General features: G+C 42.2%; 20 protein-coding genes. 7 read left to right on the forward strand and 13 right to left on the reverse strand.

Going from position 1 to position 25085, the window contains the following annotated elements:
- Positions 1 to 6: 6 nt before the first annotated feature.
- From rplD to ACOOE0_RS01390, 7 genes are all read right to left on the reverse strand, one after another.
- A complete protein-coding gene (rplD, locus tag ACOOE0_RS01360; protein WP_420400690.1) occupies positions 7 to 636 on the reverse strand; it encodes a 50S ribosomal protein L4 in 630 nt (209 codons plus the stop codon).
- A complete protein-coding gene (gene rplC / locus ACOOE0_RS01365) occupies positions 636 to 1253 on the reverse strand; it encodes a 50S ribosomal protein L3 (protein ID WP_138835184.1) in 618 nt (205 codons plus the stop codon). The genes rplD and rplC overlap by 1 nt, the downstream gene beginning before the upstream one ends.
- A 169-nt stretch (positions 1254 to 1422) precedes the next feature.
- Positions 1423 to 1728, reverse strand: coding sequence for a 30S ribosomal protein S10 (gene rpsJ / locus ACOOE0_RS01370; protein WP_007094989.1), 306 nt, complete (start codon positions 1726 to 1728; stop codon positions 1423 to 1425).
- Between the two features lie 12 nt (positions 1729 to 1740).
- On the reverse strand, positions 1741 to 3867 hold the full coding sequence (gene fusA, locus ACOOE0_RS01375; protein ID WP_420400691.1) for an elongation factor G: 2127 nt from the start codon (positions 3865 to 3867) through the stop codon (positions 1741 to 1743).
- An 8-nt stretch (positions 3868 to 3875) separates the two neighbouring features.
- Positions 3876 to 4352, reverse strand: a complete 477-nt coding sequence (gene rpsG, locus ACOOE0_RS01380; protein ID WP_420400692.1) for a 30S ribosomal protein S7 — start codon at positions 4350 to 4352, stop codon at positions 3876 to 3878.
- 6 nt (positions 4353 to 4358) lie between these two features.
- The gene (rpsL, locus tag ACOOE0_RS01385) at positions 4359 to 4733 is read right to left on the reverse strand and encodes a 30S ribosomal protein S12 (protein ID WP_031445118.1); all 375 of its coding nucleotides are present in this window, start codon (positions 4731 to 4733) and stop codon (positions 4359 to 4361) included.
- 180 nt (positions 4734 to 4913) lie between these two features.
- Positions 4914 to 5693 (reverse strand): hypothetical protein, encoded by a 780-nt coding sequence (locus ACOOE0_RS01390; protein ID WP_420400693.1) that lies wholly within the window; start codon positions 5691 to 5693, stop codon positions 4914 to 4916.
- A 345-nt stretch (positions 5694 to 6038) separates the two neighbouring features.
- On the opposite strand from ACOOE0_RS01390, the gene ACOOE0_RS01395 reads away from it, so the two are divergent.
- The 6 genes from ACOOE0_RS01395 to rlmB all read left to right on the forward strand — a co-directional run bounded on the left by ACOOE0_RS01395 (position 6039) and on the right by rlmB (position 18057).
- Positions 6039 to 9290: a SusC/RagA family TonB-linked outer membrane protein gene (locus ACOOE0_RS01395; RefSeq protein WP_420400694.1), complete on the forward strand. Its 3252-nt coding sequence runs from the start codon at positions 6039 to 6041 to the stop codon at positions 9288 to 9290.
- 19 nt (positions 9291 to 9309) lie between these two features.
- Entirely contained in the window at positions 9310 to 11031 is a 1722-nt protein-coding gene (locus tag ACOOE0_RS01400) for a SusD/RagB family nutrient-binding outer membrane lipoprotein (protein WP_420400695.1), read from the forward strand.
- A gap of 35 nt (positions 11032 to 11066) precedes the next feature.
- Positions 11067 to 12344, forward strand: coding sequence for a hypothetical protein (locus tag ACOOE0_RS01405; protein ID WP_420400696.1), 1278 nt, complete (start codon positions 11067 to 11069; stop codon positions 12342 to 12344).
- A 153-nt stretch (positions 12345 to 12497) separates the two neighbouring features.
- Positions 12498 to 13865, forward strand: a complete 1368-nt coding sequence (locus ACOOE0_RS01410; RefSeq protein ID WP_420400697.1) for an arylsulfotransferase family protein — start codon at positions 12498 to 12500, stop codon at positions 13863 to 13865.
- Between the two features lie 82 nt (positions 13866 to 13947).
- Positions 13948 to 17289, forward strand: coding sequence for a VCBS repeat-containing protein (locus ACOOE0_RS01415; RefSeq protein ID WP_420400698.1), 3342 nt, complete (start codon positions 13948 to 13950; stop codon positions 17287 to 17289).
- A 30-nt stretch (positions 17290 to 17319) separates the two neighbouring features.
- The gene (gene rlmB / locus ACOOE0_RS01420) at positions 17320 to 18057 is read left to right on the forward strand and encodes a 23S rRNA (guanosine(2251)-2'-O)-methyltransferase RlmB (protein ID WP_420400699.1); all 738 of its coding nucleotides are present in this window, start codon (positions 17320 to 17322) and stop codon (positions 18055 to 18057) included.
- Here the strand turns inward: rlmB and ACOOE0_RS01425 are convergent.
- Positions 18054 to 18782 carry a rhomboid family intramembrane serine protease gene (locus ACOOE0_RS01425; RefSeq protein ID WP_420400700.1) on the reverse strand — a complete coding sequence of 243 codons (729 nt, stop codon included), beginning with the start codon at positions 18780 to 18782 and terminating at the stop codon, positions 18054 to 18056. The two genes, rlmB and ACOOE0_RS01425, sit on opposite strands and share 4 nt — an antisense overlap.
- A 132-nt stretch (positions 18783 to 18914) precedes the next feature.
- On the opposite strand from ACOOE0_RS01425, the gene ACOOE0_RS01430 reads away from it, so the two are divergent.
- Positions 18915 to 20192 (forward strand): replication-associated recombination protein A, encoded by a 1278-nt coding sequence (locus ACOOE0_RS01430; protein WP_420400701.1) that lies wholly within the window; start codon positions 18915 to 18917, stop codon positions 20190 to 20192.
- Here ACOOE0_RS01430 and ACOOE0_RS01435 read toward each other — a convergent pair.
- The 5 genes from ACOOE0_RS01435 to ACOOE0_RS01455 are packed head-to-tail and all read right to left on the reverse strand — an operon-like array spanning position 20189 to position 25080.
- Positions 20189 to 21037 (reverse strand): hypothetical protein, encoded by an 849-nt coding sequence (locus ACOOE0_RS01435; RefSeq protein ID WP_420400702.1) that lies wholly within the window; start codon positions 21035 to 21037, stop codon positions 20189 to 20191. The genes ACOOE0_RS01430 and ACOOE0_RS01435 overlap by 4 nt on opposite strands.
- A gap of 13 nt (positions 21038 to 21050) precedes the next feature.
- Positions 21051 to 22496, reverse strand: coding sequence for a DUF5723 family protein (locus tag ACOOE0_RS01440; protein WP_420400703.1), 1446 nt, complete (start codon positions 22494 to 22496; stop codon positions 21051 to 21053).
- Positions 22493 to 23044 (reverse strand): hypothetical protein, encoded by a 552-nt coding sequence (locus ACOOE0_RS01445; RefSeq protein WP_420400704.1) that lies wholly within the window; start codon positions 23042 to 23044, stop codon positions 22493 to 22495. The genes ACOOE0_RS01440 and ACOOE0_RS01445 overlap by 4 nt, the downstream gene beginning before the upstream one ends.
- 58 nt (positions 23045 to 23102) lie before the next feature.
- Positions 23103 to 23792 carry a YjjG family noncanonical pyrimidine nucleotidase gene (locus tag ACOOE0_RS01450; RefSeq protein WP_420400705.1) on the reverse strand — a complete coding sequence of 230 codons (690 nt, stop codon included), beginning with the start codon at positions 23790 to 23792 and terminating at the stop codon, positions 23103 to 23105.
- Positions 23785 to 25080, reverse strand: coding sequence for a polysaccharide deacetylase family protein (locus tag ACOOE0_RS01455; RefSeq protein ID WP_420400706.1), 1296 nt, complete (start codon positions 25078 to 25080; stop codon positions 23785 to 23787). Before ACOOE0_RS01455 ends, ACOOE0_RS01450 begins: the two co-directional genes overlap by 8 nt.
- Between the last annotated feature and the right edge of the window lie 5 nt (positions 25081 to 25085).

The following is a 25085-nucleotide window of genomic DNA, read 5'->3' on the forward strand; positions in this document are numbered from 1 at the left end:
ATATTCTTATTTCTTAAGGTTCGATTCTATTCCTTCCAAAGCACTTTCAGTAAGCACCACACTACCAGCATTAACTATCTTGTAAGTACTTAATTCTGAGCTAGTTACAACTTCGGAACGCTCCAAATTGCGCGACGACAAATATACATTTTTATTTGAGTCACCCAATACGATAAGAGACTTTTTGTTTTCTATGCCCAAGGAGCTCAAAAACGCTTTGAAATCTTTGGTTTTTGGAGCTTCAAAATTGAAGTCCTCCACAACCGTAATTGCCTTCTCTTTTGACTTCAAAGTCAAGGCCGATTTACGCGCCAAACGCTTAACGTTTTTGTTCAACTTTTGGGAATAATCTTTAGGTCTTGGACCAAAAATTCTACCACCACCTCTAAAAATAGGAGACTTGATACTACCTGCCCTTGCGGTACCTGTACCTTTTTGCTTCTTGATTTTTCTGGTACTACCAGCAATCTCAGCTCTCTCCTTGGCCTTGTGGTTACCTTGTCTTTGATGCGCCAAATATTGCTTCACATCCAAATAGATGGCATGCTCATTGGGCTCTATTCCAAATACCTCCTTAGAAAGGTCAGCCTTTCTTCCGGTATCTTTTCCTTTGATATCTAAAACTGCAACCTTCATTACTTCTCAATTGTTACGTACGAATTCTTGTGACCTGGTACCGCACCTTTAACTACGATAAGGTTTTTCTCAGGAACCACTTTCAATACTCTCAAGTTTTGAACCGTTACTCGTTCACCACCCATTCTACCGGCCATTTTCATTCCTTTGAAAACTCTCGCAGGATAAGAAGCAGCACCGATGGAACCAGGAGCTCTCAATCTGTTGTGCTGACCGTGGGTTGCTTGTCCAACACCGCCAAAGCCGTGTCTTTTAACAACACCTTGGAAACCTTTACCTTTTGACGTACCAATAACATCAACAAACTCTCCCTCTTGGAAAAGCTCTACATTTAAAGTATCTCCTAATTTAAACTCACCTTCAAAATCCCGGAACTCAACGACTTTCTTCTTAGGAGAAGTACCTGCTTTTTTAACATGACCCTGTTCGGCCTTGTTTGCACGTTTTTCTGCCTTGTCATCGAAACCAAGCTGAAGGGCACTGTACCCGTCCACCTCTTCGGTTCTGACTTGGGTAACCACGCATGGTCCAGCTTCAAGAACGGTACATGGAATGTTCTTTCCATTCTCGTCGAAGATGCTGGTCATACCGATTTTTCTACCTATTAACCCAGACATAAATATTTAATTAATCAATTATTTAATTACTCAATGTGCCAATTCAATTGCTTGGCAAAAAAATTGGGTCAAAGAAAAGATTCTGTGACCCAGATATTTTTCTTTTTCCCGTTTTTCCCTCGCCCGCAGCTCAGGACATGTCCACCTTTATCTCAAAAGGCGTGCAAATTTACACTTTTATTTCGACTTCAACACCACTTGGAAGCTCTAATTTCATTAAAGCATCAATGGTTTTTGAAGAAGAGCTATAAATATCCAGCAAACGCTTGTAAGAACTTAGCTGAAATTGCTCTCTCGATTTCTTGTTCACGTGTGGTGAACGCAAAACTGTAAATATCTTTTTATGCGTTGGCAATGGGATTGGCCCAGTAACCACAGCACCTGTTGTCTTAACTGTCTTTACAATCTTTTCAGCAGATTTGTCCACCAAATTGTGATCGTAAGATTTAAGTTTAATTCTAATTTTTTGACTCATCTTGCTGAAAAATTAAGCGGTTACCCCTTTTACTGATTTAATTACTTCCTCTGCAATATTGTTAGGAGTTTCTGCGTAGTGCGAAAATTCCATTGTGGAAGTTGCTCTACCGGAAGACAATGTTCTCAAAGAAGTTACATAACCGAACATTTCGGAAAGTGGCACTTCTGCCTTAACAACTTTGGAACCGGCTCTATCATCCATGTTGTTTACCTGACCTCTTCTACGGTTCAAGTCACCAACAATATCACCCATGTTTTCTTCCGGAGTTAAAACCTCCAACTTCATGATAGGCTCCATCAATACAGCTCTTGCAGCCTTGGCAGCTACTTTGTAGCCCAATTTAGCGGCAAGCTCAAAAGAAAGTGAATCGGAATCCACAGGGTGGAACGAACCATCCTTAAGGGTAATCTTCATACTATCCATCTCAAATCCAGCCAAAGGACCATTCTTCATAGCCTCTTTGAATCCTTTTTCAACGGATGGGATATATTCTTTAGGAATGTTACCTCCTTTAATCTCATTGATGAATTCCAGTCCAGCCTTACCTTCTTCAGCAGGCTCCATGGTAAATACAATGTCCGCAAATTTACCACGACCACCAGTCTGCTTCTTGTAAGTTTCCCTGTGATTCGCTGTAGCAGTCAATGCTTCTTTGTACTCAACCTGAGGTTGACCTTGGTTTACCTCAACCTTGAACTCACGACGCAAACGGTCCACGATGATATCCAAGTGAAGCTCACCCATACCAGAAATAATGGTCTGACCTGAAGCTTCATCAGTCTTAACCTGGAACGTTGGATCTTCCTCGGCCAATTTAGCCAAAGACATACCCAATTTATCAACGTCAGCCTTGGTTTTAGGCTCAACAGCGATACCGATTACGGGATCAGGGAAGTCCATGCTCTCAAGCACAATAGGGTGCTTTTCAGAAGACATAGTGTCACCCGTCTTGATATCCTTAAATCCAACAGCAGCACCAATATCTCCTGCCTCAATGTACTCAATGGCATTCTGCTTGTTAGAGTGCATTTGGTAGATACGGGAGATACGCTCTTTTTTACCGGAACGGTTATTCAAGATGTATGAACCTGCATCCAGACGACCAGAGTATGCTCTAAAGAATGCCAATCGACCTACGAAAGGATCCGTGGCGATTTTAAATGCCAAAGCAGAAAATGGCTCTTTTGGATCGGGCTTTCTAGTGATTTCATTTCCTGTATCAGGATCTGTACCCACGATATCGTCCTTGTCCAATGGAGAAGGCAAATAGCGACATACGGCATCCAACAAGAATTGAACTCCTTTGTTCTTAAAGGAAGAACCACAAACCATAGGAATAATAGCTCTATCCATAACAGCAGCTCTCAACGCAGCGTGCACTTCTTCTTCAGTGATGGAATCCTCGTCTTCGAAGAATTTCTCCATCAACTCCTCATCATATTCTGCCACGGCCTCGATCAAGGCAGCCCTGTATTCTTTAACCTCATCTTGCATTTCAGCAGGAATATCGATTACATCAAATGTAGAACCGAAGTTCTCATCGTGCCATACGATAGCCCTGTTCTTGGCAAGATCAACAATACCTTTAAAGTCAGCTTCCTCACCGATTGGCAAAACAATTGGCACTGCATTGGATCCCAACATTTCTTTCACCTGCTTGCACACGTTCAAGAAGTTAGAACCTTGACGGTCCATTTTGTTTACGAAACCAATTCGAGGTACTTTATAGTTATCGGCCAATCTCCAGTTTGTTTCAGATTGTGGCTCAACACCATCAACCGCACTGAACAAGAAGACCAAACCATCCAAAACACGCAATGAACGGTTTACCTCAACGGTAAAGTCAACGTGTCCGGGAGTATCGATAATATTAAAGTGGTATCCTTTTGCATCAGCTGTGGGCTGCCCGTTTTCAGTTGGGAACTGCCAGGTACAAGTGGTAGCAGCAGAGGTAATGGTAATACCACGCTCTTGCTCCTGCTCCATCCAGTCCATGGTAGCCGCACCATCGTGCACCTCACCAATCTTGTGACTTACACCTGTATAAAAAAGAATACGTTCTGTAGTAGTGGTTTTTCCAGCATCAATGTGTGCTGCAATACCTATATTCCTTGTATAATTTAAATCTCTTCCCATTTTGTGAACTAGAATCTAAAGTGTGAGAATGCTTTATTGGCTTCGGCCATTTTGTGGGTATCCACTCTTTTCTTAACAGCGGCACCTTCTTCCTTTGCAGCGGCCAAAATTTCAGCGGCCAACTTCTGCGCCATGGATTTTTCATTACGCTTTCTAGCGTAGCTGATCAACCATTTCATGGCAGTGGAAATCTTACGGTCTGGACGAATCTGCATTGGAATCTGGAATGTAGCACCACCCACTCTTCTACTTCTTACTTCAACGTGTGGCATTACATTGGAAAGAGCATCTTTCCACAATTCCAAAGCGGTTTTTTCTTCGTCTTGGTTTTTTTCATCCACAATGTCAATTGCATCATAGAAAACCTTGAAGGCAACGGATTTTTTTCCGTCCCACATCATCATGTTCACAAAGCGAGTTACCAGTTGGTCATTAAACCTTGGATCTGGCAACAATGGTCTTTTTTTCGCCTGTCTTTTTCTCATGTCTTCTTATTTTTTAGGACGTTTTGCTCCGTATTTAGATCTACGTTGCGTTCTACCTGCTACCCCTGCGGTATCCAATGCACCACGAACAATGTGGTATCGCACACCAGGTAAATCCTTTACTCTTCCACCTCTAACCAATACTATCGAGTGCTCTTGGAGATTGTGACCTTCGCCAGGGATATACGCGTTAACTTCCTTACCGTTGGTTAACCTAACCCTTGCAACTTTACGCATTGCAGAGTTTGGTTTCTTAGGTGTGGTCGTGTACACACGCGTACAAACCCCTCTTCGCTGGGGACACGAATCCAAAGCAGCCGATTTACTCTTCTTGGTAATGGTGACTCTTCCTTTTCGTACTAATTGTGAAATTGTTGGCATTAAAATTTCTATTAAAAATCAAAACAACCCTCGTTTTGAGGGCTGCAAATGTAGTGATATTTCGGAATAATTCAAATCCCGAAAGATTAAATTTCAGATCAATCTTGAAAATCAAATAATTATCCTGAATACAGATGAAAATGGAAGCTGTACAACAATTGGCCTGTCAATTGATACCAACTAAAGATTGCCAGCAAAAGTCACCACATTTACAAGCCCCCTTTTTGTTTTTACATCAATACCTTTTTCTTTAATAAATTTCTTGACCTTTGGTTGATGCTCAGGTGAAAATAAGGCCACAAACTCCTTTTTCTTTGCAGGAATATAGACAGGGAAAGCATCGTCCAATGCCAAATAATAATTGGTTTCGTCCACAAATCGATGCGGAAAGGAAACAGAATGGGATGTTTTTGCCGGCTTCCCCTCCTTGAAGAGTTTCTTGTTCTGCTCAAACAAACGATAGTTCCCCAAGGACACAATCTCCTTCAGGTAAGCTTGGTTCCTTTCCCCTTTCTTGTCTAAAAGAATCATATAGGAATACAGATGACCATTCAGCACACAGGAAATATTTTGATTTTTGAGAAGTGCAAGGGTCTTGTCCTCTTTCAAATTGGAGTTCTTAATTTCAAATTCATCGTTGAAGGCATTGTACCTCATGAACATTTTTCGATCTTCCTGTCCTTTGAAAAGAATCGAACCACTTTCAAAAGCTTCATTTATGTAAATGGACCCTTCGATATCCCTTAAATTCAATTGTTGTTCAATACCAAGAGCAGCAAATTTATCGCGCATTTGACTGTAAAAGTTTTCTGACGCCGGATTGTTGCCAAAATCCGGTCCGATGCCTTGGAGTCCTTTTTGGTAAACACTGATCACCCCAGGTTGAACATTAGCTTTTTGTTGCGCTAACAACAAGGATCCAAAACCTAAGACGAAAAAGAAAAAAAATATTGTTCTCATACCCCATATATATATTAAGGTATAAATTACAAATTATAACCCGCTCCAACTTCCTTCAAAAGACTTTTAACAAAAAACTGTTTTATTTCCGCCCTAAAGCGCCCCATTTTTACAAATACAACAGGTATTTCGGCATTTTCAAAGATCCATAACACATTTGGATTACTGCCTAATTTTGTCTTTTTGACAATTTTCACCCCTTCCAATTGATGACAACACAATTATCAAATGTCATTTTGCACGCTTTGTATTTGTAGCCGCAGTCTTAAAATTTTAGTAAAATTAGTTTGGATTATTAACATGAAATTATGATTTTAGCGCCTAGCTAATTCAAATAATTTTAAAATGAGAACAAAACTTAATGGATTGTTAACGCTGTTATTGGCGTTTGTTGTGCATGTTTCTTTTGCACAAGACAAGACGATTACAGGTACTGTTACGGATGCCGATGGCCTTCCGTTACCTGGGGTCAACATTGTCGTTGATGGTACCACTACGGGTACCCAAACAGATTTTGACGGACTCTATACGATTAGTGCAAGTCAAGGTCAGACACTTCTTTTCACCTATATAGGACAGAGAGATGCAAGAAGGGTCGTTGGTGCAAGTGACGTGATCGATGTTCAAATGGAAGAGGACACTCAGGCTCTTGAAGAGGTTGTGGTTACGGCCCTTGGTATTAAGAGGGAGAAGCAAGCACTGGGTTATGCAGTAACCGAAGTTGGTTCTGACGATTTGGAACAACGTCCTGAAGGTGATGTAGCCAGGGTGCTACAAGGTAAAGCTTCCGGGGTTCAGATTACACAACAAAGTGGTCTTTCCGGATCTGGTACCAACATTGTAATTAGGGGTCAAACTACTTTTAGTGGTAGTAACCAAGCTTTGTTCATCATTGATGGTGTACCTTTTAGTACGGACACCAACTCACAAGGTCGAAATGGGGACAGACAAGATTTTGTCAACGGTAACAACGGTTCCAGTAGATTTTTGGATCTTGATCCAAACAGTATAGAAAGTGTAAACGTACTTAAGGGTCTTGCGGCTGCTACACTTTACGGATCTCAAGGACGTAATGGTGTAATCTTGATCACCACAAAAGGTGGTTCTTCGCAAGCAGGTCCAAAAAAGACTGAAATCACTGTTAACTCTTCTCTTTTCTTCAACGAAATTGCTTCGTTGCCAGATTATCAGAATGAGTACGGAAATGGTTTCGACCAGTCTTTCGGATGGTTCTTCAGTAACTGGGGACCAAGCTTTAGAAGAGAAGGAGCTTCCGGTTGGGGTGCACAAGCTGCAATCGATGACCAAGGAACATTGGCTCACCCATATTCTACTTCTACTGCTGCTATTCAGGCTGCTTTCCCAGAATTCCAAGGACAACGTTATGAGTGGAGACCTTATGACAGTGTAAAGAACTTCTTTAGAACAGGTACAGTTTCCAATACTTCTGTTAACGTTAGAGGAGCTTCTGACGATGGTAAAGTTGGATACAACATGAACTACGGTTACCTTAAGGACAATGGATTTACTCCTAACAATAGTGTAACACGGAATACTTTATCTCTTGGTGGTAGAGCTCAGTTATCAAACAAGTTCACCGTCAACGGTACAATTAACTTCGCAAGAACCAAATTCATCTCTCCTCCTGTAGCATTGAGCCAGGGTAACGGAGCTACCGGTACTGGTTCTTCTGTATTTGGTGACCTTTGGTTTACTCCAAGAAGTATTGATGTACAAGGACTTCCTTTCCAAGATCCAATTACTGGTGGTAGTGTTTACTACAGACAGAACAACTCCATCCAGCACCCGCTATGGACTGTTGCAAATGCAGAGTCAAGACAGGAAACCAACAGGGTATTTGGTCAGGCAACTGTACAGTATGAGTTGAATGATAATTTGAATATCATTTACCGTGCTGGTGTTGACGTGTATAGTGAGAACAACACCAACCACCAAAATAAAGGGGGTATTAACAGTAACTCCGGTGATGTTAGATTGGCAAGTGGTGTTTATGAAACTTGGAACAACACCAATACTATTTGGGACCATAACTTGGTGTTAAATGGAGACTATGATATCACTGAAAAAATTGGATCTACATTTAACGTTGGTGGTACCACTCGTAGAACTGTTTTTGATCAAAATGGTGTAGCGAGTGATGGTCAGCAGGTATTTGGAGTGTTGAGACACTTTAACTTCTTGAACCAAAATGAAATTCAAACGTTTACCGAGTTGAACATTGCAGGGGTGTATGCCCAGGCAGATTTCGACTATGACAACTTTTTGTATGTAACTCTTGCAGCTAGAAATGATTGGGTATCCAACTTCTCCAAGGACAACAGAACACAGTTCTATCCTTCTGCAAGTTTGTCATTCATCCCAACTGCGGCCATTGATGGTCTAAAGTCTGAGAACGTATTGAACTACTTGAAAGTTCGTGCCGGTATCGGGGTTTCTGCAAACTTTGATGTATTGACTACCAACTATCCAGTAGCAAGTACTTTGATTTTGGACACTCAGGATGTTCAGGATGGTACAGGACAGAATGTTGTAACCAACACTACCGGTACTCGTTTAGGTAATCCAAACCTTCAGCCAGAAACTTTGGAAGAAATCGAGATTGGTATTGAATCTAGATGGTGGGATAGCAGAATTACATTGGATGCTTCCATTTACCAAAGAAAGACCAACGATTTGATCTTGGACAGACCTCTTGATCCTGCTACTGGATTTACAGTAACTGCAACCAACATTGGTGAGATAGAGTCTGAAGGTGTGGAAATTGATCTTGGTGTAAACTGGATCAGAGGTGATGAAGAAGGTGACTTTGATTGGACAACCAATCTTAACTTCACTGCTTACGAAACTACAGTTACAGACCTTGGATTGGATACAGACCAAGTAGTTTACTCTGGATTCTCCAACTTGGGTAACGCCGCTATTGAAGGTGAGCCTCTTGGGGTATTCTTTGGTAGTAGAATTGCTACAGATGCAAGTGGAAACTATGTAGTCGGAGCTGACGGTAACTACGTGCAAGATCCTACTGATGGCATCATCGGTGATCCAAACCCAGACTGGATAGCTAACGTGAGAAACTCGTTGTCCTACAAGAACTTCACACTTGGTTTCCAGTGGAACTGGACACAAGGTGGTGATGTTTACTCTTCTACAATCTCTACACTATTGGGTAGAGGATTGATTACGGAGACCATCGATAGGGAAAACACCTTTATTTTGCCTGGAGTTGACGCCGCTGGCAATGTTAACAACAGACAAATCAACAACTCAACGTATTTCTTCAGTAACCTATTGTTTGGCCCAAGTGAGCTTCAAGTTTACGACGCTACCACAGTTAGGTTACAGGAAGCTTCTTTGAGCTACAGCCTGCCATCCAAATTCTTGGACAAGACACCATTCGGTTCACTTTCCTTTACAATTTCTGGAAACAACCTTTGGTACAGAGCGATCAATACGCCTAAAGGTGCACGCTTTGATCCAAACACAAGTGGTACTGGTGTAGGTAACGGTTTTGGTTTCGACTTTATCAACGGACCAAGCTCAAGAAGATACGGCCTTAGTGTAAAAGCATCATTCTAAGAACATAACAATAATAATAATGAAAAACATTAGCAGATATATGACTTTGACGGTCTTAGGAGGATTGCTTGCATTCACCTCTTGTGAGACCACGGAGCTCGACCTTACCGCCAACCCAAATTTCCTGACTCCAGATCAGGCGGGTGTTGACTTCTTCTTGAATTCCATTCAAGAGGATTTCGTAAGGCAGTTTGAGGGCGATGCGGATTTTGACCTTAATGATAACTGGCAATCCGGTGGTAATACCACTGGTGACGGTTTCAACGAACTGGGAATGGAAATGACCCGTATCGTAAACATGAACGGTAGAAACTATAACACCGTTTATCAGGATAGTGACATGAACGATGAGTGGCTAAATGCCTATAGAGGTGTACTTGCCGACATCCGTGCCATGACTCCTCTTGCTCAAGAAGCTGGTTTGACCAGACATATCGGTATTGCCCAGTTTATTGAGGCTTACTTGATGATCAGTATGGTGGATTTCTTTGGTGACGTTCCTTATACTGAGATTGTACAGGGTGCGGAGCAGAACTTTAATCCAGCAGTCGATACTGGGGCTAGCATTTATGACGCTTGTTTGGCTCTTATAGACCAAGCAATTGCCAATTTTAATAGCACTCCAACGGCTAACCCAGCAGTTGATTTCTACTACGGAAACGACTATGCAAAATGGGAAAGAGCTGCGAATACACTTAAATTGAAAATCTATGTTCAACGTAGATTGGTAGATTCAGGTGCAGCTGCAAGCTTTAACGCTATTATCGCAGGTGGTAACTACATTCAGGATACTGCTGACGATTTTGTTTGGAACTGGCCTGCTACTAGTGCAACTCAGCCTGATACAAGACACCCAAGATATGGTATCAACTATCAAGCTGCAGGTGCCGGTGAATATATGTCCAACTGGTTAATGTCTTTGATGGACGAGTCTGCTGATCCAAGAACTCGCTACTACTTCTACAGACAAACCAATGCGGTTCCTGGTGCGGAAATTGCACCTAATGAGGAATTGTTGAACTGTTCTTTGGAGACTCCTCCTCAGCACTATATCAACGCTGGATTTGGTGGAGATTTCTGCTGGTTGCCTAACGGTTTCTGGGGTAGAGCTCACGGAGAGGCTGACGGTATTCCACCAGATGGACTTCTAAGAGCGACTTACGGAACTTACCCTGTAGGTGGTAGATTTGATGATGATAGCTTCTTGGCCATTAGCCCATCAGCTGGTGGTGGTGGAACAGGTATCACTAACCTATTGACTGCTTTCGGTGTTGATTTCATGAGAGCTGAAATGGCTTTGGCTGCCGGCAATACTGGCGATGCAAGAACATTCATGTTGGCAGGTTATGCCAAATCAGTAGCTAAGGTTCAAGCTTTCTTGACAGGAAGAGAAGCTGGTGCTGACCTATCTTTCGTACCTTCTGAAGGTGATGTGAATGCGTATGCAACCCAAGTAGGTATCGATTTTGACGATGCTGATGCTGATGGAAAATGGGATGTTTTGGGTGAGCAATACTTCATTGCCCACTTTGGTAACGGTGTTGAGCCTTACAACTTCTATAGAAGAACAGGTTTCCCAACTACACTTCAGCCCAACTTGGAACCAGATCCTGGAACTTTCATTAGATCTATGTACTATCCTGCAAATGCGGTGAACAATAACTCTAATATCACGCAAAAAGCTGATCAGACGCAGCCCGTATTCTGGGATACTAACCCCACCGCTCCCGCGGCTAACTAAAAAAAAGAGCGATGAAAAACGTAAAAATGAATTACATGAAAAATTTCAAGACGTATGTCTTGCTTGCCCTGGGCATCTTTATCGCAGGGTGTAGTGAAGACGACAAGGCCACGGTCATTGTACAAGAGACCGTGTCCAGTGGAGCTATTTTAAGAACGCTTTCCGCAACTGGAGCGTTGGATATGTTTGATACTGCCAGCGTTTTGGACTTCTCAATCCAAGAGCAAGATGCCGAAGGAGGAGATTTGTTGGATCGTGTAGAGATTACCGCAAGTTTTGTAGATAACAATGGTGCAGATAACTCTGTTGCCAATGCTGCTTTGGCTACTATTGCTGCTAGCGAATTCGGTGAGACGGAAGGATTGCCAAGTTTCGACTATAGCGTAACTATGGCCGAGGTTCTTTCTGCAACTGGCGTAGCACTTACAGATGTACTTCCTGGTGATCAATTCGTAATTGACATGGAGCTTTTCCTAACAGATGGAAGATCCTTCAAAAACTCCGATACCACTGGTAACGTGAGTGGAGGTTCATTCTTTAGCTCTCCATACCAATACACAGAATTGGTTGACGATGGTATCGCTTTTGATATCGAGGATGTAAATGCCAACGAAGTTTCTTTGACCAATCCAAACATGGATTACTCCGTTACTATCACTATTGATGACGGAAACGATCAAGCTTTGGTAGAAACTTTGAATCTTTATCGTGCTTTCGTTGACAGAAGTATTGTAGATGATATCAATGCTTCTGAGCCAGAAGAGCTTTTTGCAACTTGGAACATTGCTGATTTGGATATCGCAGATGGCGTAAGCTCTTTGGATTACGAAATCACTTTGGATGATCTATATGGTCCTAACCTAACTTTTGATGACTTAGGTGTAAACGACGAATTCCAATTGCGTTACGAGATTGTAACTGCTGATGGAAGAGTTGTTACTACGGATGAAAACGATACCGAGTACTACAGAGCAGTATTTGTTACTGAATGTATTCAATTGAATGCTGATGCTCCTTATCCAGGTGAGTACACCATCAACTTCTTCGATAGCTACGGAGACGGATGGAACGGTGCTGCCATCGGAGTAAACATCGATGACGCTGGTGTTGTTGAGTATACGTTAGAAGCTGGAGAAAACGGTTCTGCTACATTTGATGTACCGGAAGGCGCTGTTTCTTTGGTTATCACTTTCATCTCTGGTGACTGGGATAGTGAGGTTACCTACACTATTCAAGATCCAAACTTGAAAACAGCTGCAAGTGGAGGTCCTAGCCCAGAAGTGGGTGAGATTCCAATCCTTGTATGTGAATAATATAGTTATTAGGTTAACTTAAATTGTAAAAAGGGGCATCGTTGATGCCCCTTTTTTAATCATGAATTTCCTTTTATATTAGACGGGCACATAACTCCCTTTGGTGCGCAATCAATTTTCTCGAATTTAACTACCTTTAGCTCAAAAATTACTATGAAGCGAACTTTTCGAATGATTCTGGCTTCATTGCTATCCATCTTGTTTTTGATGTATGCATGCAACAGCGATGATAACTCCATGGATCCTGTGGATGATACAGGACAAAATCCCACTGACGACGAACCCACAGATGATGCACCCACAGACGACGAACCTACGGATGATGAACCTACAGACCCTCCTGGTGTAGGAGAAGAAGCTGGCACCGTGGAAATCTTCAATGCGGATCTGGTAAGCGAAGGCTATGTACTAATAAACGATGCTGGAGCGGACAGGGTATACCTCATGGACAAAAACTCCATTATCCTTCACGAATGGGACTTACCCTTTGGTATTGGCAATGACGTGGAATTAATCGATGATGGCCGCCTTTTGGGCATTATGAAAGCAGCTGATCCCGATATTCAGTACGGGGGACAAGGTGGTAAACTTCAGTTTGTAAATCCTGATAGTTCTGTAGACTGGAATTTCGATTATTCCTCCCCGGAATATATCACCCATCATGATGTTGAATTGCTCCCAAATGGCAACGTAATTACCATCGTCTGGGAAAGAAGAACCGCGGAACAGGCAGAACAAGCAGGATCAAGTTTGGAAATCGACATTTTCCCGGAGGCCATTATAGAAATAGACCCTACCACAGATGAAATCGTTTGGGAATGGCATGCCTGGGACCATCTGGTTCAAGATCATGACGACACCAAGGACAATTTTGGCGTGGTAGCTGACCATCCTAACCTTATCAACCTAAATTATGTAACAGATAAGGAAGGGGATATCATGCACGCAAACGGTCTTGAATATGATGAAAACAACGATTTGATTTTCCTAAGTGTAAACTTCTATCACGAAGTTTGGGTCATAGATCATAGTACTACCACAGAAGAAGCCGCAACCAGCTCTGGGGGCAACTTTGGTATGGGCGGCGACCTGATCTACAGATTTGGTAACCCTAAAGCCTACGACAATGCGATGGGCGAAAGACTGTTTAGGAACAACCATCACCCTAGATTGTTGGACGGTGCAGATTTGGGCAAGTTTTCCATTTACTCCAACGGAGCGGATTTGGAACAATCCACAGCCTATGAGCTTACACTTCCAGATCCATTGGAACTCCAGGCCAATGAAGACAATGAGCCTACTGTGGCGTGGAGCTTTACAGATGCTGACCTTTATGCGCCCCGAGTGTCTGGCATGGTAAGGATTCCCACTGGCAACAGACTTATCACCGAAGGTGATTTTGGCATTTGGGAAGTTACCGAGGAAGGTGAAGTGGTTTGGAAGTTTCATACTCCGGGGTTCTATTGGAGATCGTACCACTACGCAACGGACCATCCAGGGATAATAGCCCTTGGACTTTAGCACTTGTTCCTTGGTTCTTGCTCCAATTTAACTATATCGCTTTCAATAATATAGTATATTTCGCTACGAATTGAATTTGCCCATGCCCAAGCTACATACATATATTTACGTATCCCTACTCTTTATTATCGTGGGTTGTGGTACGGATAAAAAGGACAATGACGCTTCCACCACTCCAACCTCCCAAGTTGAAGAAAAAAAGCTGTTCCAGAAACTGGAAAGTGCCCAGAGCGGAATAAGCTTCAGCAATACCATTACCCATGATGTAAGCACCATGGAGAATCTTTTCGATTATGATTACTTCTACAATGGTGCTGGGGTAGGTATGGAAGATTTGAACAATGACGGCCTTTTGGACGTGGTTTTTTGCGGAAATCAAGTTCCCAACCGTATCTATTTGAATCAAGGGGACCTAAAGTTTAAGGATATCACTGAATCATCAGGAATCAATACTGGAAAGCATTGGTCCAATGGGGTCACTTTTGTGGATATTGATGCTGATGGCTGGATGGATATTTACTTCTCCCAAGGAGGTCCAAAAAATCGCCAGGAACGCAAAAATCTACTGTTTATCAACCAAAAGGATGGAACCTTTGTTGAAAGTGCAACGGCATTTGGACTTGCAGATGAAGGCATCAGCACGCAATCCGCATTTTTTGATTATGATAAGGATGGTGACCTGGATTGCATGGTCATGAATGAAAATGAGCTATATGGCTTTGATCCCATAAGCTTGGAACGTTATATCAAGTCCAACCCAGAAAGTATCTACTACAACTCATCCCACCTGTACCGAAACGATGGAGGAAAATTTGTGGATGTAACACGGGCAGCGGGTCTGGAAAAACCGATTTTCGGGCTCGGACTTGCCATTTCAGACATTGACGAAGATGGCTGGTTGGACATCTACTTGGCAAGCGACTATTACCTCCCGGATGTACTCTACCTCAACAATAGAAATGGAACCTTTTCTGACCGTATAAAGGAAACAACCAACCAAATTTCTTTCTATGGAATGGGTATGGACATTGCCGACATTGACAACGACAATCTTCAGGACATTTTTGTTCTGGATATGGCCGCCAATGATCACGTCCGCTCCAAAACCTTAATGGCTTCCATGAGCACCAGCAGGTTTGATTATTTGGTGAACAAAAGGGATTTTCAGTACCAGTACATGTACAATTCCCTTCAAAAAAATATTGGAGACCTAAAGTTCAATAATATTTCCCAACTCTCTGGGGTAGCCAATACAGATTGGAGCTGGTCTGTCCTCATGAACGATTTTGATTTGGATGGACAAAAGGAAATCCACATTACCAATGGATACCGCCGCTACGCCTTGGACAATGACCTTCAAAGGCGTGTTTTTGAGGCAAGACAAAAGTATGGCAACAATGTACCCCTCCAGATAAAACAGGAACTCTATGAGTCCATGCCCTCCGAAAGATTGCCCAATATTATGTACAAAAGCACAGCTGCCTTAAAATTCGCCAACGTTTCCCAAGAATGGGGGTTGGACGACTTTTCTTTTAGCAATGGTGCGGCCAGTGGGGATTTGGACAATGATGGAGATCTGGATTTGGTGGTCAACAATATGGATGATGCCGCCTTTGTCTATAAAAATCTATCTGTTGAAGAGGGAAAAGGAAATTATCTTAAAGTCATTACAGAAGGAAATAGCTCTGAGGAATTTGCCAAAGTTGTTATCAGTACCGAAAAAAACTCCCAGATGATTGAGGTAAAAAGGGTGCGAGGCTACAGATCTGCCCAAGAACCCAATGCGCTCTTTGGCATTGGCAGCATACAAACCATTGATACAGTTTCCGTTTACTGGAAATCAGGGAAAATGGAGCAAAAAGTCAAGGTTCCTGCCAACTCCACCCTTGTCTTTAAGGAAGAAGACGCCACTTTACCCTATCAAGCCAAACGCAGGAATAGCCTGTTTCAGGAGCTTAGTGCAAGAAATATAGGCTTGGACTTTACCCACAAGGAAAATCCTTTTGATGATTTTGAAAAAGAGATTCTACTCCCCTATAAGCAATCCAATTTAGGGCCGTTCATTACCAAAGGCGATATCAATAATGACGGGAAGGTAGACCTTCATATTGGTGGAGCTTCAGGTCAAGCTGGGCAACTATTTGTACAAAGTAGTAACGGATTCAAAAAATTAGCCAGCCCTGCCCTAGTCAATGATGCTTCTTTTGAGGATATGGAATCCATATTTTTTGATTTTGATGGAGATCAAGACTTGGATCTCTATGTGGTTAGTGGTGGAAATGAGTTTGCAGAACATTCCTCCTACCATACAGATAGAATCTACATCAACGATGGTAATGGGCAATTTACCAGACTGGACAGTGATGTTTTGGGCAAATTCCCTAAAAATGGTAAAGCTGTGACCTTTATCGACTTTGATAAGGATGGGGACAATGATATTATAATTGGGAATAGGGTTGTTCCCGGTGCCTATCCCAATCACCAGTCATCTGCACTTTTGGAAAACCAAAATGGGGAACTGGTGGACGCCACAGTAAAAATAGCCCCAGAGCTACTGGATTTTGGAATCATCAATGATCTTGAAACCACGGACATCAACAATGATGGTTGGGAAGATTTCATTGCTGTTGGGGAATGGACAGGCGTTGGAGTTTTCATGAATCAGCAAGGTGTATTTAAAAACATTTCCAAAGACAACCCTGTTTTGACCGAACAAGGCTGGTATTTTTCTGTTAATGAGACTGATGTGAACAACGATGGACTAAAGGATTACATTTTAGGGAACGCCGGACTCAATATCAAGTTCAAGGCCTCTGCGGATAAACCCTTCAAGATATTCTCCGCAGATTTTGACGACAATGGCACCAATGATATTGTATTGAGCAAAAAATACAACGGCACCTATGTACCTGTTCGAGGTCGTGAATGTTCTTCACAACAAATGCCTTTTATCAAGGATAAATTTGAAACCTATAATGAGTTTGCCAATGCCAGTTTGGTAGATATCTATGGTGAGAAATTGAACACTTCCTATGAAAGAAGCGTCACCAACTTCACCTCCGCTGTATTGATCAACCGAGGGGATGGTAATTTTGAAAAGCAAGAACTTCCCATTGAAAGTCAGATGTTCCCGCTTTTGGATTGTGTTTTTATCGACATTAACCAAGATGGATTTGAAGACGTAGTGACCGCTGGGAATATCTACGAGACCGAGGTGGAAACACCAAGATTGGACGCCATTTCAGGGCATATACTGCTATCCAATGGGAAAGATGGTTACATCAGCTTGCCACAGCAGCAATCGGGCTTATTTTTGCAAGGAAATGTCAAGGACATAGAGGTCATAGAGACCGGGAACAATATTAAATACCTGATCAGTACCGTGAACAACGGATCAGTGACGGTACACAAATTCAGCTCGTAAGCTGTCCCGACCTAAAATACAACTCAAGGAATGAACAACCAGATTTACGGCATACGCGCCATAATGGAAGCCATTGAGGCCGAACAGCCGATCAACAAGATTTTTCTACAAAAGGGATTGGGTGGTGAACTTTTTAGGGAGTTGGAAACGACCATTCGAAAAAATGGCATCAGTAGTTCCTATGTTCCTGTTGAAAAACTAAACCGATTGACCAAAAACAACCACCAGGGTGCGGTGGCACAGATATCCCCCGTGGAGTTTCAGGCGTTTGAATCCTTGGTGGAACAAGTGATGGAAAAGGAACAAGTTCCCTTTTTCCTGTTATTGGACCAGATTTCAGATGTTCGGAACTTTGGCGCTATTATAAGAACTGCCGAATGCTGCGGGGTTCATGGCATCATAGTACCCAAGAATGGGGCAGCACCCATTACCGAGGATACGGTTAAAACATCTGCTGGGGCCGTGTTCAATGTTCCCATTGCCAAAGTGGACCATCTAAAAGATGCCATTTATTACCTTCAAGCTTCAGGTATATCAGTAATTGGTGCAACTGAAAAGACCGAAAACCAGATATATTCGGCGGATTTCAAATCTCCCTGTGCCATTGTAATGGGAGCCGAGGACAAGGGGATATCAAACTCTGTAATGAAAGTTTTGGACAATAAGGTAAAACTACCCCTACTAGGTCAAATTGGTTCTTTAAACGTATCGGTAGCCTGCGGCGTGTTCTTATATGAAGTGGTGCGGCAACGTAGTTCCGCAACTTAGTTCTCTTCCCTTTTTTTATAGTGATAGGTTACCTTAATGGCTTCTTCATTCTCCGTTTCGGGTTGGGTCTCTATAAAATTCCCATCCTTATCGAACTGTTTTAGGAAGGGATCATTTTCCTCGTCGTAATCTTCCCGTTCCCAATCGTATTTTTTAGTCGAAGGAACCCGTACCCTGGTGGTCAAGGCCAAAAGAAGGCCGGTGACAAAGCCTGAAAGGTGTCCTTCCCAAGAAATCCCGTCCTTAACCGGAAATATATACCAAATCATACTTCCGTAAATGAACACTACCACCAAAGAGAGGGCAACCAGTCTAAAATGTTTGGCAAAGACCCCTTTAAAAAATATAAAACTGGCCAAAACATAGATGACTCCACTGGCCCCAATATGGTATGATGGGCGACCAATCAGCCATGTTAAAGCTCCTGAAATCAAAACCCCTAAAAGTAAAGTTTTGAAAGCTGCGTTTCTGTAGAAATAAACCAAAAATGAGGTTAAAACCGCCAGTGGAATGGTATTGTTGTATAAGTGTTCCACAGATCCGTGTACAAATGGCCCAAACAAAATACCCCTTAAACCGGATAGTTTTCTGGGATAAATCCCAAATTCGTTGAAATTGAACCCAAACCTCACCTCCATCCAGTAAACTGTCCAAATGGAAAGGATGGCAACCAAAGGTGCCAACAGAACTGCATTGGAAAATTGAAAATGTTTGCTTTCGGACATATGTTAATAACTTCAATTATCCCTCCATAGTGTTGTATAGACACAAATTGTCAGGTTTTGTGCTACCCATTCCTTAAAATTAGAAGAAATGCACCTCAATTTCGTCCTTTAATTTATCTTATTTTTATCGGTATGAATGAACCGCTTGCAGAGCGCATACGCCCAAAAACCTTAGAGGATTATATAAGCCAAAACCATTTGGTGGGTGCGGAAGGTTCCCTTACCCATCAAATTAAAAACGGTATTATCCCCTCCTTGATTTTTTGGGGGCCTCCAGGAACCGGAAAGACCACGCTTGCACATATCATTGCCAATGAAAGCGAACGCCCTTTTTATACTTTAAGCGCCATAAGTAGCGGAGTTAAGGACGTACGGGAAGTTATTGACAAGGCCAAACAAAGCGGAGGGCTTTTCACAGCCAAAAATCCCATTCTATTTATTGATGAGATTCATAGATTCAGTAAATCGCAACAAGATTCCTTATTGGGGGCTGTGGAAAAAGGTTGGGTAACCTTGATTGGCGCCACCACTGAAAACCCCAGTTTCGAGGTAATTCCCGCCTTACTGTCACGATGTCAAGTATATATCCTCAATCCGTTTGATAAAAGCGATTTGGAAGCCCTGCTCCATAGGGCGATGGACACCGATACCATCCTAAAATCGAAAAAAATTCATTTAAAGGAAACTGAGGCATTATTGCGATTATCGGGTGGAGACGGGAGAAAGTTGTTGAACATCTTTGAATTGATCGTCAACGCGGAAGGCGGAGATGAAATTACGGTGACCAACGAGGCCGTAATGAACAAGGTGCAGAAGAACACGGTGCTTTACGACAAGACGGGAGAACAGCATTATGATATTATTTCGGCATTTATCAAATCCATTCGTGGCAGTGATCCCAATGCGGCCGTATATTGGTTGGCTCGAATGATTGAGGGGGGTGAAGATGTAAAATTCATTGCCCGTAGATTGGTGATTTTGGCTTCCGAAGATATAGGGAATGCCAATCCAACTGCCCTAGTTCTTGCTAATTCCACATTTCAGGCGGTTAACACGATTGGTTATCCAGAAGCCCGGATAATCCTAAGTCAATGTGCTACCTACTTGGCTAGTTCCCCTAAAAGCAATGCAAGTTATGCAGCCATTAAGCTGGCTCAGCAAAAAGTAAGGGAAACGGGAGACCTTTCCGTACCCTTGGCCATAAGAAACGCTCCTACCAAATTGATGAAGGATTTGGGGTATGGTAAAGGGTATGACTATGCCCATGACCATGAGAACAATTTTGTGGATTTTGAATTTCTACCAGAAGAAATAGAAGGAACCACCTTTTACAAACCTGGGGATAATCCCAGGGAAAAAGCCATCAAGGATTTTCTTAAAAAACGCTGGAAGGACAAATACGAGTTCTAGAACTTAATATTCAGTTCTTCTTGCTGCTTTCCATTGCTATCCGAATATTCAAGCAACCACTTGTCCCCTTTTTTGAAAACCATACCACTCCTGGTGTCATCATCCACCAAGAAAATATTGTCCACTGAGGTTTTAATCAGTTTAAGCACCACCTTGGGAGTACTATCCACCAATTGATATCCATTTTCAGTGGGTTGGGCATACAAAAGATTTTTTACAGGAGCCTCGGCTTTTTCCACCTTCTTCATATTGGAAGCCACAGGTTCCATGCTTTTAAAACTCTGTTCTTCCTGGGTGGCCACTTGCTCCACTACCCTAGGTGTTGGCTGTGCAGGTTTCTCCTCAACCGATTTAATATCGTTTTTAAAACTTACGGTAATAGGAGCATCTTTTTTCTCTTCTTTCGGTTCTTCCTTGGGAGTATAGCTATACATCATGGCTTGGATGGGGGCAAAAGCCTCACCCAAAGCTTCCCTATAGGCAGCACGGTACTCTTTTATCTTGCTTCTCCCTTCAATTGTCCTGTATACTTCATCCCCTTGGCAATCTTTGAGAACAAGAGTGGTTTTGGTGCTGAACATGTTAGATGAATCATCCAATTCCACAAGGAGTCCCAGACAACGATTGTTGGCCAGGTCTTCAGGAAGACTGTCATCATAAACGGCGGTAAAACCTTTTTGGGTAAATAAATATTTGACCGTAGTACTGGTCTGGTGCCTGTTTTCTTTGTTAAAGGCACTAAATTGCTTGGGTACAATGATATATTTATAGTTGTCCAATTGGGCATTTAACGCACTCCCCACGCCAACTGCAAATACCAATAAAAGTAATAGTCGAGATTTCATATGGAACAGATAATCAATTATCGTTCCAAGATATAATATTAAATCCGAACTGTAAAGAAGCATAATGGCTATCCGCCACATTTCTATAGGCCAAAAGATTGTCGCCCATAATATAGAAATTTACTGGGCCGGCCTGAAGATTTAGTCCCAATCCAATATTGCTCAATGAGTATTTGTCCACCGTATAGGTAGTTTTAAGGGCCAACGCGCGGCCTAGTCTTTTTTGATAAAAACCCGTTAATGCGGCTTGTATTCCCCGAGGTCTTTTCATCATAAAAAGTTGGCCTCCCACACTGTTCCTATACATGTCATTGTTTTTTCCCTCCTCACCAGTTACAGCACAACCACAATCCCTATTGTATGTAGATTCGGCCTGACCATAATCATAGCGGATTGACCCATATAATTTCACTGGTCTAAAAGAAATATAGCCCGACTCATTTTCCTCATACGGAATGGCCTCCTCAATCTCATCCACCAAATCTTGCCAAAGATCATTGTCAAGATCATTGATATCCTCAGGCAAAAAAACGGTCAATCCTTCATTGGCTACACTCCCACTGACTTTATAGTTTAGGATATCTTTGGAATTGTAGATAAATCCCATGTCCAATAGACTTCCTGTTATTGTGGTTTGGGGAGTAAGTTTATAGGTGAATCCAGCATCGAACCCCAACCCTAGATTGCCTCCAAATAAAACTCTTCTCCTTAAAAGGTTTGTGATTGATGAAGAATCTTCCTCCAAAACATCAGTGATTTCATCCACCCCTGCCGTTTGAAGTTGCATATCCACATCCAAGGAGGTTCTATAAATGTTGTCCTGACCAATGGTGGTTGTGAAGCTTCCCCTATTCCCTGTAGATTGAAACTGGAAAATGCCGGAATAGATTTTGGCCCTTGCCCCTACTGTGAGCGTATTGTTCAATTTTCTGTTTATCCCAAAATGGAGCACACTTACCATTTCTCCCCTAAGGCTCAAATCCCCAAGGTCAAAACTCCTCCCAATGTTGTTTCCACCATTGCCTTCAAAGGCTAGAATGGCCAAATCCCGTGGCCAGTACACAATCATATCCAATTCCTCGTATAATCCAAAGGAATAATAATCGTCTGGCCGGTTTGGGTTGCGAAACCCAACATTAAACACCTCTATTTGACTGTTAAAGCTAAAGTCATCCCTTTTGCTCATCCCATTAATAACCCGTTCCCGTACCTTGGTGGTAAAATCCACCCCATCATTGGCAAAAAGATCATTGACCGTAACCCCACTTGAACCTGCCTGCAGATAGAAACCGGAAAGGGCTGGAATGCCAGTATGCCATTTTTCCATGGTCTTGACCCCTGGATTGATCAACAGCGACTGGGGAATTTCATAGAAATCGTAAAGTATTTGTTTGTTTTGGGCACCTAATACCCCTATCCCAAAACACATGGAAAAAAAGAACAATGCCCCAAATCTCATAGTAACTCGAATCTAAATTCGGCGGCAGATCTAAGGACTACCTTGGGTTCCGAGGCTGCTGACGTACTTGAGTTGTCGCCCAAATTTTGTGCGGTCACTCTTAAGCTGGAGGTGTTTCTTAAAATGTCCAAGTTCTTTCCTCCAGGGCCATAGGCCACCCTTAAGGTCAATAAGGGCGCAGGTTCAGGTTCCACGTCAAAAACCTCAACATCCAAGACGTTTCCACCCTCGTCCAAATATTCTATGGAAAAAGTCAGGGGTTTGCTTGTCGTGTTTTCAATTTCATAAAGAAGTGCCCCGTCCAATAAATTATCGGCCACAAATTGTTCATTAAATGGGTCAAAATTGAACGTATGGGAATAGAAAGTGGGACTTACGGTTGCCAAATTGATAAACTCCTCTGTGGATTCCAGATAAAATAAACTGGAAGCAACCGTCGGTGTTACGTTAAGATCATCAGCTTGATTGAAATCCTGTTCTTCAGCACAGGAGTAGGTGAACAACACGACCATGGTCGCCATTATGCAGCGAAAAAGCAATCTTTTCATGGGATAAAAAGCAATTTTCTTATAGAACAACGGGGCCATGCTGTACCCTACTATAACTCTATAAAATCCCTTTTATTTCACTCAGATTGTTAATCATTGGGCAAATCTTGTGGTTTGCCTCGTTATGTGCATTAAAATGAAGGGTTTGGAATCCAACCGCAATTGCCCCTTGAATATCGGCTTCCAAACTGTCGCCCACCATCAAGGAATTTTCCGCGGAAACCTTAGCCCGATCCAAGGCCATGTGAAATATTTGCGGATGGGGTTTTTTTACACCGGCTTCCTCCGAATTGATTACATGCTCAAAATAGCGGTCAATGTTGGCTCCTTTAAGCTTTTTTTCCTGGATCTCCTGAAAACCATTGGTGATGATGTGCAGATTATATTTTGGGGACAGATATTCCAGTACCTCAACAGTATCTGGGAACAGATGGGTAAAACTGGACAAATGCTGGATATATTCATGGGCAAGTAAATCGATATGCTCATCGGAAACTTGGGCTCCCAATGCGTCAAATGTCTTTTTCAATCGCTGATACCGTAGCTCGGCTTTCGTAATCCTATCTTCCCTGTACAATTTCCAATAATCCAAATTGATGGGCACATAGATCTTTAAAAAAGAATCCAGGTTCACATCAATGTTATTTTGCCCTAGGATTTTCTCAAAAGTGAGGGCAGAATTCCTTTCAAAATCCCATAGGGTATGATCCAAATCAAAAAAAATGTCTGTGATATGGTTCTTAAACATAATACCGCCTTAGCAAGGATTGGTAGAGCTCCATCCAATTTATTTTGTGACTGCTTCCAAGTAATTCATTGGAAAAAACCGTTATCAATCCACCATTCACCTTACGGACCACGTTGTAGATCCCGTCCATTTTTGCAAACACTTCTTCCTTGTTTTTGTATTGTTGAAGCGCATAGTCATGCACCGCAAAGGGATGCACTTTGAGCGGTTGTCTTACCTCCATATTGATATCATAAAAATAAAAAGGCGTGCATGTCCCTGCCCTAAAGCCGATCTCATGGGTGTATCCCATTGAAAAATCATCTGTAAACTCGGTTTCTATCAAAGTTCTATAGGTCAATGGTACGTTTACCCTATTGTACCTTAAACGGGAATAGTTGATGGGCCTGTTGATAAGGTTGGACAACTGCTGTTTTTCCTCTTTGAGAACCGCCATATTGGTGGATGACAAAAAAGAGGTGCTTAGGGAAACAATGCTATAATCTGCTATGGACTTGATCAGGTAGCGGAACTTGTTGTTATTCGGTGAAATGTTCTTGTCATGGGTGGAATATTTGGCAAACTGAAAAAAGAACATGCTTTTTATCGGGAACTTTTTGTGAATGTCCACCAAAGCATAAAAGTTATCAAAGGGATCTTTCCTAAATCCCAAAAGCACCGAAAACCGCTGAAACATTTTGCGAATTCTAAAGGATCCCAAGTCCATTAACAAGCCACCCAAGCTTCTGGCCAATCCTCTGTGGGCATAACTATGGGATGTGGTAACATTAATAATGGGCGTAAATGAATAAGTTTTACCTCCATGGGCCATATCAGGAAAACGTTCCTTAAGCAATTCCAGTAGTTGATGGGCCCACAAGTCCACTACGGGCAATTCCAAAAACTTATGTTGAAAAGCAATACTTTCTTTGGCCGGAAACCTGCCTACACTGTCCTTTACATGTGGTAAATATTCTTCATATCTGCTCAGCAGGAAAAAGCTGGCCGAAAAAATATCATAAGGAATAGCACTTTTATCATCAGTGGCAAAAAAACAGGGAATTCCATTCCAGTCATCCACCTTTACATCCAAATCGTTTATCCCTTGTTCAAACAAAAGATCATTGCTTCGGATAAAAAATTCATTTTGTAGCGGTTGCTTGGAATAGGTGAGTTTAGGCCCGGTATGCTTTATAAAGTCCTCCACTTTGGTGGTGAAAATAACCTCAATCCCCAAAATCTTTTCAAATAACTGCTTTGCGGTATACGTAAGGCGATTGGTTATTTTATGGGTAAATATCAATAGCATTTAAA

This window comes from Flagellimonas sp. (assembly GCF_965215805.1).
Classification (GTDB): domain Bacteria; phylum Bacteroidota; class Bacteroidia; order Flavobacteriales; family Flavobacteriaceae; genus Flagellimonas.

Bases quoted from the DNA above. Each gene is read 5' to 3' on its own strand.
- rplD (WP_420400690.1), bottom strand. From the start codon at position 636: ATGAAGGTTGCAGTTTTAGATATCAAAGGAAAAGATACCGGAAGAAAG.
- rplC (WP_138835184.1), bottom strand. From the start codon at position 1,253: ATGTCTGGGTTAATAGGTAGAAAAATCGGTATGACCAGCATCTTCGAC.
- rpsJ (WP_007094989.1), bottom strand. From the start codon at position 1,728: ATGAGTCAAAAAATTAGAATTAAACTTAAATCTTACGATCACAATTTG.
- fusA (WP_420400691.1), bottom strand. From the start codon at position 3,867: ATGGGAAGAGATTTAAATTATACAAGGAATATAGGTATTGCAGCACAC.
- rpsG (WP_420400692.1), bottom strand. From the start codon at position 4,352: ATGAGAAAAAGACAGGCGAAAAAAAGACCATTGTTGCCAGATCCAAGG.
- rpsL (WP_031445118.1), bottom strand. From the start codon at position 4,733: ATGCCAACAATTTCACAATTAGTACGAAAAGGAAGAGTCACCATTACC.
- ACOOE0_RS01390 (WP_420400693.1), bottom strand. From the start codon at position 5,693: ATGAGAACAATATTTTTTTTCTTTTTCGTCTTAGGTTTTGGATCCTTG.
- ACOOE0_RS01395 (WP_420400694.1), top strand. From the start codon at position 6,039: ATGAGAACAAAACTTAATGGATTGTTAACGCTGTTATTGGCGTTTGTT.
- ACOOE0_RS01400 (WP_420400695.1), top strand. From the start codon at position 9,310: ATGAAAAACATTAGCAGATATATGACTTTGACGGTCTTAGGAGGATTG.
- ACOOE0_RS01405 (WP_420400696.1), top strand. From the start codon at position 11,067: ATGAAAAATTTCAAGACGTATGTCTTGCTTGCCCTGGGCATCTTTATC.
- ACOOE0_RS01410 (WP_420400697.1), top strand. From the start codon at position 12,498: ATGAAGCGAACTTTTCGAATGATTCTGGCTTCATTGCTATCCATCTTG.
- ACOOE0_RS01415 (WP_420400698.1), top strand. From the start codon at position 13,948: ATGCCCAAGCTACATACATATATTTACGTATCCCTACTCTTTATTATC.
- rlmB (WP_420400699.1), top strand. From the start codon at position 17,320: ATGAACAACCAGATTTACGGCATACGCGCCATAATGGAAGCCATTGAG.
- ACOOE0_RS01425 (WP_420400700.1), bottom strand. From the start codon at position 18,782: ATGTCCGAAAGCAAACATTTTCAATTTTCCAATGCAGTTCTGTTGGCA.
- ACOOE0_RS01430 (WP_420400701.1), top strand. From the start codon at position 18,915: ATGAATGAACCGCTTGCAGAGCGCATACGCCCAAAAACCTTAGAGGAT.
- ACOOE0_RS01435 (WP_420400702.1), bottom strand. From the start codon at position 21,037: ATGAAATCTCGACTATTACTTTTATTGGTATTTGCAGTTGGCGTGGGG.
- ACOOE0_RS01440 (WP_420400703.1), bottom strand. From the start codon at position 22,496: ATGAGATTTGGGGCATTGTTCTTTTTTTCCATGTGTTTTGGGATAGGG.
- ACOOE0_RS01445 (WP_420400704.1), bottom strand. From the start codon at position 23,044: ATGAAAAGATTGCTTTTTCGCTGCATAATGGCGACCATGGTCGTGTTG.
- ACOOE0_RS01450 (WP_420400705.1), bottom strand. From the start codon at position 23,792: ATGTTTAAGAACCATATCACAGACATTTTTTTTGATTTGGATCATACC.
- ACOOE0_RS01455 (WP_420400706.1), bottom strand. From the start codon at position 25,080: ATGCTATTGATATTTACCCATAAAATAACCAATCGCCTTACGTATACC.